This is a genomic window from Rhodoferax sediminis (assembly GCF_006970865.1).
Lineage (GTDB): Bacteria > Pseudomonadota > Gammaproteobacteria > Burkholderiales > Burkholderiaceae_C > Rhodoferax_A > Rhodoferax_A sediminis.
On record NZ_CP035503.1, the window covers coordinates 2,536,453 to 2,551,879 of the forward strand.

Here is a 15,427-nt window from a genome sequence, read left to right on the forward strand (position 1 = left end):
CGGCCACGGCGCGGACAGCGCGCACTCGGGCATGATGGCAAGCGTCTGCGTTACTTGAAGTTCCAAGCCCTTGCGCCCTGCCCATCGTCCGCCTCACCGTGTCCTCGCCTACGGCTGCCTTGCACTGAGCATGTCGCTGGTGGGCAGCTATGTGGCCCTGTCCAAGCCGCTTGTCGCCGCCCTGCCGGTGTTCCTGCTGGGCTGGCTGCGCTTTGGCATCGGCGCCCTGGCCATGCCGCATTGGCTCAGGAAACCACCGGAGGAGCCGCCCTTCACGGCGCAGACCCGCGGGCTGGTTTTCCTGGAATCGTTCCTGGGCAACTTCATGTTCACCATCTGCATGCTGTACGGCGTGAGCATGACCAGCGCCGTGTCGGCCGGCGTCATCATGGCGTCGATTCCGGCGGCCGTCGCGCTCATGAGCTGGGCCTTCCTGCGCGAGCACATCGGAGCGCGCATCTGGGCGGCCGTGGCCTGCGCCGCGCTCGGCATCGGTTTGCTTGCACTATCGAAACAGGAGCATCTTGCGCCCGCCACACAAGGGCTGCAGGCCCATTTGAATGATAGCAAGGCGTGGCTCGGCAACCTGCTGATCGTCGGCGCCGTGCTGTGCGAAGCGTCCTACGCGGTGATCGGCAAGAAGCTCACCGGCGCGCTGGGCCCCAAGCGCATCACCTCGCTCATCAACCTGTGGGGCTTTGCGCTGATGACGCCGATAGGCCTGTACCAGGCCCTGCACTTCGACTTCGGCGCGGTCCACGCGGGTATCTGGCTGCTGCTGGTGTTCTACGCGCTGGCGGCCAGCGTGTGCACCGTCTGGCTGTGGATGACGGGCCTTAAAGGAGTGCCCGCCGCGCTGGGCGGCGTTTTCACCGTGATGCTGCCAATCTCGGCCGCGCTGGTCGGCGTGCTGGTGCTGGGCGAGAGCCTGAGCCGCGTGCAACTGCTGGCCTTCGCAATTGCACTGGTCGGCGTAATGCTGGCGACCTTGCCCACGCGGCAGCAGATCAAGGCGGCGAACACAGCGAAGGGCCGCCTCGAGCAAGTTCAGCCCCCTCGGGGGGAAGCGTAGTACGCGCAGCGACAAGCGTGGGGGTCAGCCTAGATCAGAGGGGCGGCGCTGACCACGATGCCGTCTTCGTCGGCGTAGAGCCAGTCGCCGGGCCGCACCCAGACACCCTGGAGCTGCACCGCCGCATCGCGCTGGCCCTCGCCGCGCTTCTCGGTAGGCAGCGGAATGGCGGCGAGCGCCCGGATGCCGATCCGATGCGCCGCCAGCTCCGTCACATCGCGCACGCAGCCGTCAATCACCACGCCGGCCCAGCCGTTTTTGGCCGCGGCGGCGCCCAGGTTGCCGCCCAGCAGCGCACGGCGCAGCGAGCCCCCGCCGTCGACCACCAGCACCCGTCCGTCACCCGCGGAATCGACCGCTGCCTTCACCAGCGAGTTGTCTTCGAAGCACTTGATGGTGACCACCGGGCCGCTGAACCTGCGCACTGCGCCGAAGTCGCGAAACACGGGCAGCAGTACCCGGAACTGGCCTGACACATCGCCCTTGTGGGCATCGCACAGATCGCAGGTGACGAGGGAAGAGGTCATTTTGACGGGCCTTTTTGAGCGTTGAATGGAGCAAATTTTGACGGTGCATCCAGCGCGCTGGAGCAGTCCACTTTGGCAAGGATACGAAATTTCGCGCGCTACAGAGGAGAAACCGCCTGAAAACCTGCAATGAAAAAACAACACGCCCTAGGGGAAAAACAGCTTTTTCCCTATGAAACTGGCTTTTTCTCCAGTAGCATCCGATTTGCCAGTGGAGAAGCAGTTTTTCGCTGGTGATTAATCAACTTCAAGAAGGACAATCAATCATGGCAACTGCGAAAAAAGCGCCGGCTAAAAAAGCGCCGGCAAAAAAGGCCGCTCCGGCCAAGAAAGCGGCGCCTGCGAAAAAAGCAGCGCCTGCGAAGAAAGTAGCCGCCAAGGCGCCCGCCAAGAAGGCAGCCCCGGCCAAGAAGGTTGCAGCGAAAAAAGCGCCCGCCAAAAAGCGCACGCCGAACCCTGCGTTCATGAAGGCCCTGACCCCCAGCGCCGCGCTGGCCGCCGTGGTCGGTGCACTGCCCCTGCCCCGCACCGAGGTGGTGAGCAAGCTGTGGGTCTACATCAAGAAGAACAAGCTGCAGGATGCGGTCAACAAGCGCATGATCAACGCCGACGCGAAGCTGAAGGAAATCTTCGGCAAGGCGCAGGTGTCGATGTTCGAGATGGCCGGCCTGATCGGCAAGCACCTCAAGTAGGCGCCTACGTCCAGCAGCCCATCACTGCTGACGAACAAGCCGGTGCAAGCCGGCTTTTTTTATGGCCGCCCCGATTTTAATAATCAAATTAGACCTGTGGCCTTCATGGAATATGAGTATGTCGCTATTTTTTTTGTAGCGATGCGTTGGTGATGCTGCTCAGGGTAGCGCGCGTGGTGATCACTTCCGGGTCCAGCATGACCTCGATCAGCGTGCCCTCCTGGCGCGCCAGCGCGGCCAGCAGCTCGGCCTCGAACTGCGCCGTGTGCGTGATGCGCGCACCAAAGTAGCCATAGGCCCGCGCCAACGCGGCGAAGTCGGGGTTGTGCAGCTGCGAGCCGCTCACATGCCGCGGGTATTCTTTTTCCTGGTGCATGCGGATGGTTCCGTACATGCCGTTGTTGAGCAGCACGATGATGGTTTTGGCGCCGTGCAGTACGGCCGTGGCGAGCTCCTGGCCGTTCATCAGGAAGTCGCCGTCGCCCGCCATGGTGAACACCACCCGCCCGGTGGTGATGGCCGCGGCAATGCCTGCCGGCACGCCGTAGCCCATGGCGCCCAGCGTGGGCGCCAGCTGCGTCTTGAGGCCCCGGGCCAGCCCGTGGTGCCTGAAGAAGCGGTGCACCCAGCTGGCAAAGTTGCCGGCTCCGTTGGTCAGTACCGCATCCGGCGGCAAATGCTGCTGCAGCAGGGCGACGATGGCGGGCATGTCAATGTCGCCGGGCAGCGGCTGCGGCTCCAGGTTGGCCACGTAGTCGGCGTGGCAGGCCTGCGTCCAGACTTGCCACGGCGTTGCGGTGGGCGCGGCCAGGCCGTCCAGGCTGAGTGCGGCCGCGTTCATGGTGGCGTTGATCGCCAGGTCGGCCTGGTACACGCGGCCCAGCTCTTCGGCACTGGCATGGATGTGCACCAGCTTTTGCTTTGGCCGGGGCGCTTCGATCAGCGTGTAGCCGGCGGTGGTGGCCTCGCCCAGGCGCGGCCCGATCGCGATGATCAAGTCACTGCCCTTCACGCGCGCCGCGAGCTGGGGGTTGATGCCAATGCCCACATCACCGGCGTACAGCGCGTGGTGGTTGTCGAAGGTGTCCTGAAAACGAAAGGCGTTGGTCACCGGCAGCTGCCAGCGCTCGGCAAAGCGCTGCAGCGCCTGCGCCGACGGCGGTGTCCAGCCGCTGCCACCCGCAATGATCAGCGGCCGCTCTGCTTTCAATAGCAGCTCGCGCAGTCGCTGCAAGGGCTCGGGGCCGATAAAGGTCTGAACCGGTTCGACACGCGGGAGCGGCGCGGCATCCACGGTCTGGGTCAGCATGTCTTCGGGCAGCACCAGCACCACGGGGCCGGGGCGGCCGTTCATGGCAGTGGCAAAGGCGCGCGCCACGTATTCGGGAATGCGCCGCGCGTCGTCGATGCGTTCCACCCGCTTCGCCAGCGGGCCGAAGAAGCTGAAGTAGTCCACCTCCTGGAACGCCTCGCGGTCGCGCGCATCGCTGGCCACATCGCCGACCAGCAGCACCATCGGTGTGGAGTCCTGGAACGCGGCGTGCACGCCGATCGAGGCATTGGTGGCGCCCGGGCCGCGTGTCACACAACAGATGCCCGGCCGGCCGGTCAGCTTGCCGTGCGCTTCGGCCATGAAGGCGGCCCCGCCCTCCTGGCGGCAGATGACGAATTTGATTTTGTCCTGGTGCGCGTGAAAACCGTCCAGCACGGCCAGGTAGCTCTCGCCCGGCACGCCAAAGGCGAATTCGGCGCCTTGCTCGATCAGGCACTCGACCAGCAGATGCCCCGCCAGTTGTTGGGTCATGGTTGCCTCATGGATGGGATGGATAAAAAAGATCGGCTTTGATTATCCATACCCATCTGCCCGCTGCGCCGGTCAAGCAGCGCGCGGGCCGATCATCAGGCGGCAGCCAGTGTGGTGCGCCGCGCGCGCCGCACATTGAAGGCGCTCACAATCAACACGCCCTGCACCACGGCCAGCCCGAGGAACACGCCGCGGTACTGGTGCTGGTCCATCAGGGCGCCGAAAATCAACGGCGAAATGGCCTGGCCGATATCCAGCCCCGAATACACCACGCCGTAGACCCGGCCGGTGGAGTTTTCCGGCGTCGAGCGTTTCACCAGCAGGTCACGCGACGGGCCGGCGATGCCGGTGGCAAACCCCATGGCGCCAAACAACGCGGGCACGGCCACCTCGGCCGCATCGGCAAAACCACCATAGCCAAGCGCCAGCGCGATCACGGCGGCCAGGCCAAAACCGATACCCACAATGCGCTCGCAGCGGTTCGGATCGGACACCATGAAGCCGCCCGCCACCATGCCGCCGGCGCTGGCCACCATGTACACCGTGAGGCACACAGCCACCAGCGGCACCGGCACCGCGTGCAGGTGCCGTGCGGCCTCGGGGGCAAACGCCTGCACCACGCTGAGCGCCATGGCGTAGAAGAAAAAGAAGGCAAAGCACATCCAGATCGCCGGCACGCGCAGAAAACCCATGGTGCCGCCCTCCACTTGGGCGCCACCATGCGCTGGCGGCGCCACTTTCAGCGCCAGCCTGTCGCGATGGAACAGCAGCACCGCCAGCACGGTGAAAATCAGCACCCCTGCGCAGGCCAGCGCCACACGCCACGAAAAAGCCAGGGTCAGCGGCACCAGCATGGCCGGCGCCAGCGCCCAGCCCAAACTGCCGGTGATGCCATGCACGCTGTAGGCATGACCCAGCCGCGAGGCGCTGACCTTGCGGTTCAACAGCGTGTAGTCCACCGGATGAAAGACGCCGTTGCCAAGACCCGCGAGCACGGAAAAGCCGGCTGTCATCCAGTACCCGGTGCTGACGGAGAAGCCGAACGCCGCCAGCCCGAGCAGGGCCAGGCCGCCGAACAGGATCGGGCGCGGCCCGAACCGGTCGACCATGAAACCCGAGACGAACTGCACCACGCACGAGACCGCAAAGAAGACGGTCATCAGGAACCCGAGCTCGGCATAACTGGCGTGCAGCGCGTCCTTCAGCCACGGGAACAGTGGCGCCAGCAGCAACTGGCTGTAATGGCTGATCATGTGGCCCAATCCGACCAGACCAATCAAGCCCGCGTCCTGGCGCAGCCGTGCAGAGTCCGGCGGCGGGCGCGGACTCAGGGTGGTTGAAGTATTCATGGCGCCATCGTAATATCGCGCTTGAATGCGGAAATGCGGCAAAACGACAGCTTTCACCGATTTCCGGCCAAAACACGATGCCGCGCAACGCCTCCATTACCTTCACGCCCGTTGGCAACACCGACCTCTATACGCCCAGTGTCCAGCGCCCGGTGCGTGTGCGCGCCCGCACCTTGCCGGTGGACACACACTTCGAGCCACACCGTCACCCCTGGGCCCAACTGGCCTATTGCGCCACCGGCATCGTGCAGGTGACGGCAAGCCCGAACGACGCCAAGGCCGAGGAGGTGACCTACATCGTGCCGCCGTCGCGCGCGGTCTGGATTGCGCCGGGAGCCCTGCACGCCGTCAACGTGCGCGAAGCCGCCGAACTGCGCACGCTGTACCTCGATGCGAGTACAACGCCGCAGGGCTGGCAAGGCTGCCGCGTGATCGTGGTCTCGCCACTGCTGCGCGAGCTCATTCATGCGCTCGATGCGCCCATGACGGCGCCGCGCGAGGCCCTGCTGGCCGCGCTGGTGCAGGACGAGATCACTCACGCTGATACGCAGTCGCTGGGCGTGCCGCTGCCGCACCTGCAGACCGGCGACAAGCGACTGCGCGCGCTGTGCGAGGCCGTGCTGCGCGCGCCCGCCGAGCGCGCCACACTGGCCGGCTGGGCGGCCGACATCGGTGCCAGCGAGCGCACCATGGCGCGCCTGTTCCGCGACGAGCTGGGCACCAGCTACCAGCGGTGGCGCCAGCAGGCGGTATTGGCCCATGCGCTGCCGCTGCTGGCGCGCGGCACGCCCGTGAGCGAGGTGGCAGCCGCCAGCGGCTACGCCAGCGACAGCGCGTTCTCGGCCATGTTCAAGGCCGCCATGGGGCACTCACCGAGCCGCTTTGCGGCGTCGGTGCGGGGGCAGTGAGTCCCACCAGCAACGGCGCGCCCTGTCACTGACCCAAAAGTACCTGCGCGATGATGCCCGTTGCAATCGCAACCAGCACATAGTCGCCCCCGGTTTGCACCCATTGGTAACCGCGCGGCGGAGCACTCAGGTGGTGCTCCCGCCAATCGTCCACGACATACTGATGGTTGCGATATTCGTTGGGCAGACGACCACCCCGGCGGAAATTATGGTCCGGCCCGGCACCGGTATCAGCGTTCGCACCGCTGGTCAGGTTGACGGCGTCGCCACGACGCATTTGCGGACCGTCCCGCCGGTCATTCGCACGGTTCTGGTTCTGATGTTGCGGACCGTCCCGCCAGTCATTCGCACGGTTCTGGTTCTGATGTTGCGGGCCGGCATGCCGGTAGTCGCCACGCTGTGGTGGCTGGTTGTCACCACCTTGCGCCAGTGCAATACCCGCAAAAGCCATTGACATTGCCGCCAGGGCAAAGATTGCAGCTCTACTCTTCATCTCGGATTCTCCTAAGTGCGGCGAGATAATTATTCTGGCGCGGCAGGGCGCGCACCGCTGTAGGCGCATTCCGTCTTTACATTGCTTTGCACAGTTGCGTCGCAGGCCGTTAGCGATCGGCAGGAGGCTTGGGCTGCTTGACTTCCACGTCCTGTATATCCTGCGGCCTGCGGGGGGATTCATCGGCCCGCCGCGATCCGGACGAGCGAGCCGGCCACTGATCGGCCGCGTGGTAGAACCGGCTCCATTGCGCGCGCGGATCGACGTGAAAAACCCAGGGGCTGACGGGCCGGCCCGTGAGTCGCGCCCAGAGCCGGCGCACACCCCACAGCACCAGCAGCAATGCGCCCGCCAGCAGCAGGCTGGCAATGAAAACCAGCGCCATCAGCAGCAAGAAAATGCGCAGCACGAAACGGACAACAACGGCGATCAGATCGGACAAAATTGAATTCCTTTGCCCGAATTTGAACATAGCGGGCCGGGCGCGCAACCTATGATGTACATCTCCACGGAGGTCTGAATGGAATTCAAGGACTACTACAAGGTCATGGGGCTGGCGCGCGACGCGACGCAGGATGACATCAAGCGCGCGCACCGGCGGCTGGCGCGCAAATACCACCCGGACGTCAGCAAGGAGCCCAATGCCGAAAAGCAATTCAAGGAGGTCGGCGAGGCCTATGAGGTGCTGCGCGATCCCGAAAAGCGCGCGGCCTACGACCGGCTCGGACCCAACTACCAGGCCGGACAGGATTTCCGCCCGCCCCCCGACTGGAACGCGGGCTTCGAATCCGCCGGTACTGGCGCCGGCGGTGCCGGTGCGGAAGATTTCAGCGATTTCTTCGAGTCGCTGTTCGGGCGCAGCTTTGGCGGCGCACGCAGTGGGCGCGGTGCGCAGGCCTCGTTCCACGCACAGGGCGAGGACCGCCACGCCAAAATCCAGATCGACCTGGAGGACGCCTACAACGGCGCCACGCGCATCATCACGCTGCAAGTGCCGCAGGTGGATGCCCAGGGGCATGTGTCGACGCGCGAGCACCAGATTGAATTCACCATTCCGCGCGGCGTGCGGGCCGGCCAGCACATCCGGCTGGCGGGTCAGGGCTCGCCCGGCATCGGACAGGGCGGCGCCGGGGATCTGTACCTGGAAGTCGAATTTCGCACACACGCGCACTACCGGGTCGACCGGCACGACGTCTACCTCGATCTGCCGGTCACGCCCTGGGAGGCGGCACTGGGGGCCGAAGTGAAGGTCCCCACGCCCACCGGCGAGGTCGAGCTGAAAATACCCGCCGGCTCCGCGGCCGGGCGCAAGCTGCGGCTCAAGGGCCGCGGCATTCCGGGGGCGACCTCTGCCAGCACGCCCGGTGATTTTTATTTTGTGCTGCAAATCGCCCTGCCCCCCGCCGACAATGAAGCGGCAAAGTCGCTGTACCAAGGCATGGCCGCGCAGTTCAAATCGTTCAATCCCCGCACCAAACTGGGAGTCTGAGCATGAGCCCCAACACCACACAGTCGCAAGCCACCGTATTCATTCTGGAAGAGCAGACCGGGTTGACGCTGGCCGAGCTCTGCCGGGCCTGCATGGCGCAAACCGGCTTCATCGCCGAGCTGGTCGAGGAAGGCGTGCTCACGCCGGCGGGCCAGGCCCCCGATCAGTGGCGCTTCACGGGCGTTCAGGTGCGCCACGCCAGCGTGGCCGTGCACCTGCAGCGCGACTTGGGCGTGAACGTCGCCGGCGCCGCCCTGGCGCTGCAATTGCTGGACGAACTCGAGGCGCTGCGCGCACGGCTCAGGGCTGCGGGCGCAGCTTGAACGGGTCGCGGTCAGCGCCATCGCCGAGCAGCGGGCCCATCTTGAAAATGCCGCTGACGCGCAGCACGGGCGCGCCGTCGGCCGTCACCAGGCCCTGTGCGAACAGCATGTTGCGCGTGGTGCGCAGCACATCGGCCTGGCCCTGCACCCAGGCACCCAGGGGCGACGCGCCCAGGTAGTCGATATTGAGACTGATGGTGGGCAAAAAGCGGCGCTCGCCCTGCATCTGGTAGATCGCGGCGCAGGGCATCAGCATGTCGGCAAACGAGGCCAGCATGCCGCCGTGGCAGATGTTCAGGGGGTTGGTGTGCTGCGGCGCGACCCGAAAGCCGAGCAGCACACGATCTCCGCTCCATTTGGCGAACAGCGGCCCGTTGTGGGCCATGAAAGGGCCGCCAATGCTGACGGGGTGAAAGCCTTCGGGAATGTCTGCAGGGTTTGGGGTAGAGATCACGACGGGAAACAGGAGGTTGGGATGCATGGCATCCTAACCTCCCGATACCGTCAGTGCACCGCCCGCTCGAAACTGAACTGCCCCGGTGCCCGAATCGGGTCCACATTGACCGGGATCACCGACTTGGGCGCAAACTTGCCCTCCAGCAGCAGCTTGGACAGCGGATTCTCGATGCGCTGCTGGATCGCGCGCTTGAGCGGCCGGGCACCAAACACCGGATCGAACCCGACCTTGGCCAGCTCGGCCAGCGCGCCCGGCGACACTTCCAGCGTCAGGTCCATCCGGGCCAGCCGCGCCTGCAGCACCTTGATCTGGATCGCGGCAATCGCCTCGATGTTTTTCGCGTCCAGCGCGTGGAACACCACGGTCTCGTCAATCCGGTTCAGGAACTCGGGGCGGAAGTAGTTCTTCAACTCATCCAGCACCGCATCCTTGATCTCCTCAGCGGGCTTGCCCACCATGGACTGGATGATCGGCGAGCCGATGTTGCTGGTCATGACAATCACCGTGTTCTTGAAGTCCACCGTGCGGCCCTGGCCGTCGGTCAGGCGGCCATCGTCGAGCACCTGCAACAGCACGTTGAACACGTCGGGATGCGCCTTCTCAACCTCGTCGAGCAGCAGCACGGCATACGGCTTGCGGCGCACGGCCTCGGTCAGATAGCCGCCCTCCTCGTAGCCCACGTAGCCGGGCGGCGCGCCGATCAGGCGGGCCACCGAATGCTTCTCCATGAACTCGCTCATGTCGACACGGATCAGGTGGTCTTCGCTGTCGAACAAAAAACCGGCCAGTGCCTTGCACAACTCGGTCTTGCCCACGCCCGTGGGGCCGAGGAACAGGAATGAGCCGGTCGGCCGGTTCGGATCGCTCAGGCCCGAGCGCGAGCGCCGGATGGCATTCGCCACGGCCGAGATCGCCTCGTCCTGGCCCACCACGCGCTCGTGCAGCTTGCCTTCCATGAGCAACAGCTTGTCGCGCTCGCCCTGCATCAGCTTGCTCACCGGAATCCCGGTGGCGCGCGCCACAACCTCAGCGATTTCTTCCGCGCCGACCTGGGTACGCAGCAACTTGGGCGCGTTGTTCGCGCCTTTTTTGGACTCATCCGCCTGCGCCGTTTTCAGGCGCTTTTCCAGCTCGGGCAGCTTGCCGTATTGCAGCTCGGCCACCTTGTTGAAATCCCCCTTGCGCGTGAACTCTTCGATCTGGAAACGAATCCGGTCGATCTCTTCCATCACGTCTTTGGAGCCGAGCGCCTGCGCCTTTTCGGCTTGCCAGATTTCGTCGAGGTCGGAGATTTCCTTTTGCAACTTGGCGATCTCGTCGGCAATCAGGCCAAAGCGCTTTTGCGAGGCTTCGTCTTTTTCGCGGCGCACGGCTTCGCGCTCGATTTGCAACTGGATCAGGCGGCGGTCCAGCTTGTCCATCACCTCGGGCTTCGAATCCCGCTCGATGCTGATCTTGCTCGCCGCCTCGTCAATCAGGTCAATCGCCTTGTCCGGCAAAAACCGGTCCGTGATGTAGCGGTGGCTGAGTTCGGCGGCGGCGACGATGGCCGGGTCGGTGATCTGCACGCCATGGTGGGACTCGTATTTTTCCTTCAGCCCGCGCAGGATCGCGATGGTCGCCTCCACGCTCGGCTCGTCCACCAGGATCTTCTGGAACCGGCGCTCGAGCGCGGCATCTTTCTCGATGTACTTGCGGTATTCGTCCAGCGTGGTCGCACCCACGCAGTGCAGCTCGCCCCTGGCCAGCGCGGGTTTGAGCATGTTGCCGGCGTCCATTGCGCCCTCGGCCTTGCCGGCACCGACCATGGTGTGCAGCTCGTCAATGAAGACGATGGTCTGGCCCTCGTCCTTGGCCAGGTCCTTGAGTACGTTCTTCAGGCGCTCCTCGAACTCACCTCGGAACTTGGCGCCCGCCAGCAGCGCCGCCATGTCCAGCGCGAGCACGCGCTTGCCCTTGAGGGAATCGGGCACCTCGCCGGCCACGATGCGCTGGGCCAGGCCCTCCACGATCGCGGTCTTGCCGACACCGGGCTCGCCAATCAAAACGGGGTTGTTCTTGGTGCGGCGCTGCAGCACCTGGATGGCGCGGCGGATTTCGTCGTCGCGGCCGATCACCGGATCGAGCTTGCCCATGCGCGCGCGCTCCGTGAGGTCCAGGCAGTATTTCTTGAGCGATTCGCGCTGGTCTTCCGCATCGGCGCTGTTCACACTCTGGCCGCCGCGCACGGCATCGATCGCGGCCTCGAGCGATTTGCGCGTGAGGCCGTTCTCCCGGGCCACCTTGCCGAGTTCAGCCTTGCTGTCAGTCAGCGCGAGCAGGAACAACTCACCGGCGATGAATTCGTCGCCGCGCTTGAGGGCTTCTTTCTCGGTCGCCTGCAGCAGCTTGGCCAGCTCGGGGCCGACCTGCACCATCTCCTGCCCCTGCACCGTCGGCAGACGGTTCATGGCGCTCTCAGCGCCCGCGAGCAGGCCCGGTACGTTGGCGCCGGTGCGCTGCAACAGCGCGCGCGGGCCATCGTCCTGGCGCAGCATGGCCACCAGCACGTGAACCGGTTCAATGTAGGCATGGTCCTTGCCGAGCGCCAGCGTCTGGGCTTCGCCCAAAGCTTCCTGAAATTTGGTCGTGAGTTTGTCTTGTCGCATGGGAATTGAACTCCTGATGGCTATGAGCTAGTGCTTGTCCCTGCATTTTCAAGGGGCCATGCCATGCAACCGATTGATCTGGCTCAAACTCTCTTCGGTGCGTCGAGCGAAAACCCGGCAATCTTTTTGTAGTTCTCGGAGATCCGACGCAACTCGTCCTGGCTGATCAGATCGTCAATGTTGTCAAACGGCTTGCCGCCGCTGAGTTCGTCGGCCTTCATGATGATGAAATCAGGCGGCACCGAGCGGTTCGTGAGCACAATGCGGGCGGTGGGCTCCAGCCGCAACGCTTCATAGGCTTGCAACGCCGCCAGCGGATCGCTGTTTTGGACCAGCAGTTCGGCCAGTGTTCGTCCGTCAATAATGGCTTGCGCCGACCCGTTGGAGCCACGCGGATACATCGGATGGGCGGCGTCTCCCATCAGGGTGACACGGCCAAACGTCCATTGCGGCACGGGGTCCCTGTCGACCATCGGGTACTCGAGAATCTGCTCGGCGCCGGAGATCAGCGCGGGCACGTCGAGCCACGGGAAGCGCCAGTCCTTGAAGATGGGCAAAAAGTCACCGAGATTGCCTTGGTGGTTCCAGTCATTCATGCTCGCGTCGTCGCGCCGGATTTCGGCCACCCAGTTGATCAACTGGGTGGCCTCTTCGTCCACGCTGTCGACGATCGGGTAGATCACCATCTTGCCGGTCTCGATCGAGCCGATTCGCAGGTAGCTCTTGCCGGTCAGAATGGGTTTGTGCCGGGTCACGCCGCGCCAGGTGTTGATGCCGGCAAAAGCGACTTTCTCGGCCGGGTAGAACTGGCGGCGCACCGAGGAGTTCACGCCGTCGCAGGCAATCACCACGTCGGCGCGCACCGGCGCCAGCTGGGCGCCCGTGGAGCTTTTTACAAAGTGCAGGGTCGCGCCCGCGCCGTCCTGGTCGACGCGCATGCAGCGGTGGTCGGTGTGAATGGCTGGCGCCCCCAACCGCTCCAGCGCGACCTCGTACAGCAGCCGATGCAATTTGCCGCGATGCAGGCCGATCTCGGGGGTGGCGTAACCGGCATGGCGCCCGCGCGGCTCCTTGTAGATAAACTGGCCAAAGCGGTTGAAGAACACGCTCTCCAGGTTCTCGATACCGATGGCTTCGAGCCGGTCCTGCAGGCCCAGCGCCGCCAGTTCACGCATGGCGTGCGGCAGCAGCGTGATGCCTACGCCCAGCTCGCGGACCTGCGGCACGGTTTCAAACACTTCACACGACAGGCCGCGCTGCTGGAGTGCCAAAGCAAAACTGAGGCCGGCAATGCCTCCCCCCACCACTGCAATCTTCATCTATCGCTCCCGCGGTCTGCGTGGTTCATGTCACTCGGCCGTGATGTGCTGCGACTTGATGAGTTGCGCCCACCGGACAGAATCCTTCTCGACCAGTCGCTGAAACTCTTGCGGCGTGCCGCTGGCCGGGTCCATGCCCTGCACCTCGAAAGCGCTGCGCACCTGCGGGGTTGCCACGATATCCCCTATCTCGTGGTTCAGGCGCGCCACCAGGTCCGGCGCCATGCCGCGCGGCGCAAAGATGCCGTACCACATGGCCACGTTCACATTGCCGGCATGGGCCTCGGCCAGCGTCGGCACATCAGGCAGCAAGGGGTGGCGTTTGTCGCTGCCAATGCCCAGGGCCACCAGCTTGCCGGCCTTCACAAATGGCAACGCGACGTGAATCGGCAGAAACATCGCGTCAATCTGCCCACTGAGCAAGTCGGTCAACGCCGGCCCTGTCCCACGATAGGGAATATGCGTCAGGAACACACCGGTCATGGCCTTGAACAACTCCATGGACAGGTGATGCGGCGTGCCGACGCCGGGCGAGCCGTAGTTGATCTGGCCCGGCTTGCGGCGCGCCGCCGCGATCAAATCGGTCACGGTTTTGTAGCCGGTTTTAGGGTTCGTCACCAGAATCAGTTGGCCCCAACTGGTCAGCGCCACCGGCGTCAGATCGTGCACCGGATCGAAGCTCAGATTGGGATAAAGGCTGCGATTCATGACCAGGGTGTTGACCGATACCAGCAGGGTCGAGCCGTTCGGGGCCGCGCGCACCACCGCCTCGGTGCCGATGTTGCCCGAGGCGCCAACCCGGTTTTCCACCACCACCGGGCGGCCCAGCCGCTCGGCGAGCCTGGGCCCCACCGTGCGCGCAATCAGATCAATGCCCGTGCCGGGCGAGAACGGCACGATCAGGCGGATCGGCGCATCGGGCAGCGCGGTCTGCGCCAGCGCGCCGACACCGACGAGCGCCAATACCAACGTGCCGGCGACGCGCAGTGCCAGGTGTTTGAAGACGGAAACCATGGATGACTCCATTTTGTTTGCATGCTAACTATTTTCACCAAGAACCAACGAGGCACAATCCATGAATTCCCTAAGCCTGCAAGCCTGCCCGTGCCCCCTGCCCGCTCCCTCACACGCCTGTACAGCCGTCCCGGCTTCCTGTTGCGCCGCGCGCACCAGATATCGGCGGCCGTGTTCGAGGAAGAATGCCGCAGCGTCGGCCTGACACCTGCACAGTTCGGGGTGCTGACCGTGCTGCGCGCCACGCCGGGGCTGGACCAGTCGAGTCTGGCGCGTGCACTCGGGTTCGACAAGGTGACGGTGCTGCGTGTGCTGCGCGGACTGGAGGCCCGCGGACTGGTCGCCCGATCAGCGGTTCCACAGAATCGGCGCAACCTGTCGATTTCGTTGTCGGATACTGGCGCCGCCCTGCTGAAGCGGGCGCAAACGCCGGCCGAGAGGGCCTACCGCCGCCTGATGGCACCCTTGAGTGCCGAACAACAAGCCTTGCTGGTGGAATTGCTGCAGCAGCTCACCGAAGGGCTGGAAGACGATGCACGGGCGGTCTTTGTGCCACCAGATCAAACCTAGCCCGGCACAACCGCCGCTCAGGCGTTGCTCGCCCTGATACCCCATTTGGCCAGCGCCGCGTCATCGCTGACCCGCGCATCGACCCAGCGCGCACCCTCGGGCGTCTGCTCTTTCTTCCAGAACGGCGCCTGGGTTTTCAGATAATCCATCAGGAACTCGCAGGCCTGGAAACTCTGGCCGCGGTGCGAAGACGTCACGGCCACCATCACGATCTGGTCGAGCGGCAGCAGCAGACCGACGCGATGGATCACCCGCGCGGCATAGATGTCGAAGCGCCGGTGCGCCTCGTCGATCATGGCCTCGATGGCCTTTTCGGTCATGCCGGGGTAGTGCTCCAGCTCCATCGCGCTGATCGCGTTGCCATCATTGCGGTCGCGCACCGTGCCGATGAAGCTGCAGACGGCGCCCACCCGCTTGTCGCCTGCACGCAGCGCGTCGATTTCAGTTGCAAGGTTGAAATCACCCGTCTGGATCGAGACCTTAGAGGTCATGCTGTCAGCCCCCTGTCACCGGCGGGAAAAAAGCCACTTCGGCGCCGTCCGCCAGCGCCGCCGCCTCGTCGCTCATGACCTGGTTGAGCGCCACGCGCACGGCGCGGCCGCGCGCCAGACTCTCGGTGTACGCGCCGCCGCGCGCGATCAGCTCGTCACGCAGCGCCAGCAGGCTGGCGGCCGACGTGTCCACCCGCTCGCTACCCTGCCCGATGGCCTCTCGGATGGAGGCGAAATAACGCACCGTGATCTTTTTCATCGCCGGGCCGCC

General features: G+C 64.8%; 17 protein-coding genes. 6 read left to right on the forward strand and 11 right to left on the reverse strand.

The genetic code is table 11. The annotated features are described in order from the left end of the window. Nucleotides 1-70: 70 nt before the first annotated feature. Entirely contained in the window at nt 71-1,072 is a 1,002-nt protein-coding gene (locus EUB48_RS12220) for a DMT family transporter (RefSeq protein ID WP_476705526.1), read from the forward strand. 29 nt (nt 1,073-1,101) lie between these two features. On the opposite strand, the gene rraA is transcribed toward EUB48_RS12220, so the two are convergent. Further along, nucleotides 1,102-1,599, reverse strand: a complete 498-nt coding sequence (gene rraA, locus EUB48_RS12230) for a ribonuclease E activity regulator RraA (RefSeq protein ID WP_142819377.1) — start codon at nt 1,597-1,599, stop codon at nt 1,102-1,104. A 266-nt stretch (nt 1,600-1,865) separates the two neighbouring features. Here rraA and EUB48_RS12235 point away from each other — a divergent pair, with 266 nt between their 5' ends. Beyond that, entirely contained in the window at nt 1,866-2,291 is a 426-nt protein-coding gene (locus EUB48_RS12235; RefSeq protein WP_077562254.1) for an SWIB/MDM2 domain-containing protein, read from the forward strand. Nucleotides 2,292-2,415: 124 nt separating this feature from the next. On the opposite strand, the gene EUB48_RS12240 is transcribed toward EUB48_RS12235, so the two are convergent. Together EUB48_RS12240 and EUB48_RS12245 are read right to left on the reverse strand one after the other, a co-directional pair. After that, nucleotides 2,416-4,095 (reverse strand): thiamine pyrophosphate-binding protein, encoded by a 1,680-nt coding sequence (locus tag EUB48_RS12240; RefSeq protein WP_142819378.1) that lies wholly within the window; start codon nt 4,093-4,095, stop codon nt 2,416-2,418. Between the two features lie 95 nt (nt 4,096-4,190). Further along, nucleotides 4,191-5,444, reverse strand: a complete 1,254-nt coding sequence (locus EUB48_RS12245; protein WP_142819379.1) for an MFS transporter — start codon at nt 5,442-5,444, stop codon at nt 4,191-4,193. Nucleotides 5,445-5,521: 77 nt separating this feature from the next. Between EUB48_RS12245 and EUB48_RS12250 the strand changes: the two genes are divergently transcribed. Further along, nucleotides 5,522-6,352, forward strand: coding sequence for an AraC family transcriptional regulator (locus EUB48_RS12250; protein ID WP_142819380.1), 831 nt, complete (start codon nt 5,522-5,524; stop codon nt 6,350-6,352). A 25-nt stretch (nt 6,353-6,377) separates the two neighbouring features. Here EUB48_RS12250 and EUB48_RS12255 read toward each other — a convergent pair whose 3' ends face one another. Together EUB48_RS12255 and EUB48_RS12260 are read right to left on the reverse strand one after the other, a co-directional pair. Then, entirely contained in the window at nt 6,378-6,845 is a 468-nt protein-coding gene (locus EUB48_RS12255; protein ID WP_142819381.1) for an RcnB family protein, read from the reverse strand. A 109-nt stretch (nt 6,846-6,954) separates the two neighbouring features. Further along, the gene (locus tag EUB48_RS12260; protein WP_142819382.1) at nt 6,955-7,287 is read right to left on the reverse strand and encodes a hypothetical protein; all 333 of its coding nucleotides are present in this window, start codon (nt 7,285-7,287) and stop codon (nt 6,955-6,957) included. A gap of 78 nt (nt 7,288-7,365) precedes the next feature. Between EUB48_RS12260 and EUB48_RS12265 the strand changes: the two genes are divergently transcribed. Together EUB48_RS12265 and EUB48_RS12270 are read left to right on the forward strand one after the other, a co-directional pair. Further along, entirely contained in the window at nt 7,366-8,334 is a 969-nt protein-coding gene (locus tag EUB48_RS12265; RefSeq protein ID WP_142819383.1) for a DnaJ C-terminal domain-containing protein, read from the forward strand. Nucleotides 8,335-8,336: 2 nt separating this feature from the next. Continuing rightward, nucleotides 8,337-8,657 carry a chaperone modulator CbpM gene (locus tag EUB48_RS12270; protein ID WP_142819384.1) on the forward strand — a complete coding sequence of 107 codons (321 nt, stop codon included), beginning with the start codon at nt 8,337-8,339 and terminating at the stop codon, nt 8,655-8,657. Here the strand turns inward: EUB48_RS12270 and EUB48_RS12275 are convergent. From EUB48_RS12275 to EUB48_RS12290, 4 genes are all read right to left on the reverse strand, one after another. After that, a complete protein-coding gene (locus EUB48_RS12275; RefSeq protein WP_142819385.1) occupies nt 8,635-9,138 on the reverse strand; it encodes a PaaI family thioesterase in 504 nt (167 codons plus the stop codon). The genes EUB48_RS12270 and EUB48_RS12275 overlap by 23 nt on opposite strands. A 23-nt stretch (nt 9,139-9,161) precedes the next feature. After that, on the reverse strand, nt 9,162-11,762 hold the full coding sequence (gene clpB, locus EUB48_RS12280) for an ATP-dependent chaperone ClpB (protein WP_142819386.1): 2,601 nt from the start codon (nt 11,760-11,762) through the stop codon (nt 9,162-9,164). An 83-nt stretch (nt 11,763-11,845) separates the two neighbouring features. Then, entirely contained in the window at nt 11,846-13,081 is a 1,236-nt protein-coding gene (locus tag EUB48_RS12285) for a flavin-dependent oxidoreductase (protein ID WP_142819387.1), read from the reverse strand. 30 nt (nt 13,082-13,111) lie between these two features. Further along, nucleotides 13,112-14,095: a tripartite tricarboxylate transporter substrate binding protein gene (locus EUB48_RS12290; protein WP_142819388.1), complete on the reverse strand. Its 984-nt coding sequence runs from the start codon at nt 14,093-14,095 to the stop codon at nt 13,112-13,114. A 90-nt stretch (nt 14,096-14,185) separates the two neighbouring features. Between EUB48_RS12290 and EUB48_RS12295 the strand changes: the two genes are divergently transcribed. Continuing rightward, entirely contained in the window at nt 14,186-14,665 is a 480-nt protein-coding gene (locus tag EUB48_RS12295; protein ID WP_244618187.1) for a MarR family winged helix-turn-helix transcriptional regulator, read from the forward strand. A 17-nt stretch (nt 14,666-14,682) separates the two neighbouring features. On the opposite strand, the gene EUB48_RS12300 is transcribed toward EUB48_RS12295, so the two are convergent. Next, nucleotides 14,683-15,156, reverse strand: coding sequence for a molybdenum cofactor biosynthesis protein MoaE (locus EUB48_RS12300; protein ID WP_142819390.1), 474 nt, complete (start codon nt 15,154-15,156; stop codon nt 14,683-14,685). A gap of 4 nt (nt 15,157-15,160) precedes the next feature. Further along, nucleotides 15,161-15,415 (reverse strand): MoaD/ThiS family protein, encoded by a 255-nt coding sequence (locus tag EUB48_RS12305; protein ID WP_142819391.1) that lies wholly within the window; start codon nt 15,413-15,415, stop codon nt 15,161-15,163. Nucleotides 15,416-15,427 lie beyond the last annotated feature (12 nt).

Bases quoted from the DNA above. Each gene is read 5' to 3' on its own strand.
- clpB (WP_142819386.1), bottom strand. From the start codon at position 11,762: ATGCGACAAGACAAACTCACGACCAAATTTCAGGAAGCTTTGGGCGAA.
- EUB48_RS12290 (WP_142819388.1), bottom strand. From the start codon at position 14,095: ATGGTTTCCGTCTTCAAACACCTGGCACTGCGCGTCGCCGGCACGTTG.
- EUB48_RS12235 (WP_077562254.1), top strand. From the start codon at position 1,866: ATGGCAACTGCGAAAAAAGCGCCGGCTAAAAAAGCGCCGGCAAAAAAG.
- EUB48_RS12275 (WP_142819385.1), bottom strand. From the start codon at position 9,138: ATGCATCCCAACCTCCTGTTTCCCGTCGTGATCTCTACCCCAAACCCT.
- EUB48_RS12300 (WP_142819390.1), bottom strand. From the start codon at position 15,156: ATGACCTCTAAGGTCTCGATCCAGACGGGTGATTTCAACCTTGCAACT.
- rraA (WP_142819377.1), bottom strand. From the start codon at position 1,599: ATGACCTCTTCCCTCGTCACCTGCGATCTGTGCGATGCCCACAAGGGC.
- EUB48_RS12255 (WP_142819381.1), bottom strand. From the start codon at position 6,845: ATGAAGAGTAGAGCTGCAATCTTTGCCCTGGCGGCAATGTCAATGGCT.
- EUB48_RS12270 (WP_142819384.1), top strand. From the start codon at position 8,337: ATGAGCCCCAACACCACACAGTCGCAAGCCACCGTATTCATTCTGGAA.
- EUB48_RS12305 (WP_142819391.1), bottom strand. From the start codon at position 15,415: ATGAAAAAGATCACGGTGCGTTATTTCGCCTCCATCCGAGAGGCCATC.
- EUB48_RS12240 (WP_142819378.1), bottom strand. From the start codon at position 4,095: ATGACCCAACAACTGGCGGGGCATCTGCTGGTCGAGTGCCTGATCGAG.
- EUB48_RS12285 (WP_142819387.1), bottom strand. From the start codon at position 13,081: ATGAAGATTGCAGTGGTGGGGGGAGGCATTGCCGGCCTCAGTTTTGCT.
- EUB48_RS12250 (WP_142819380.1), top strand. From the start codon at position 5,522: ATGCCGCGCAACGCCTCCATTACCTTCACGCCCGTTGGCAACACCGAC.
- EUB48_RS12245 (WP_142819379.1), bottom strand. From the start codon at position 5,444: ATGAATACTTCAACCACCCTGAGTCCGCGCCCGCCGCCGGACTCTGCA.
- EUB48_RS12265 (WP_142819383.1), top strand. From the start codon at position 7,366: ATGGAATTCAAGGACTACTACAAGGTCATGGGGCTGGCGCGCGACGCG.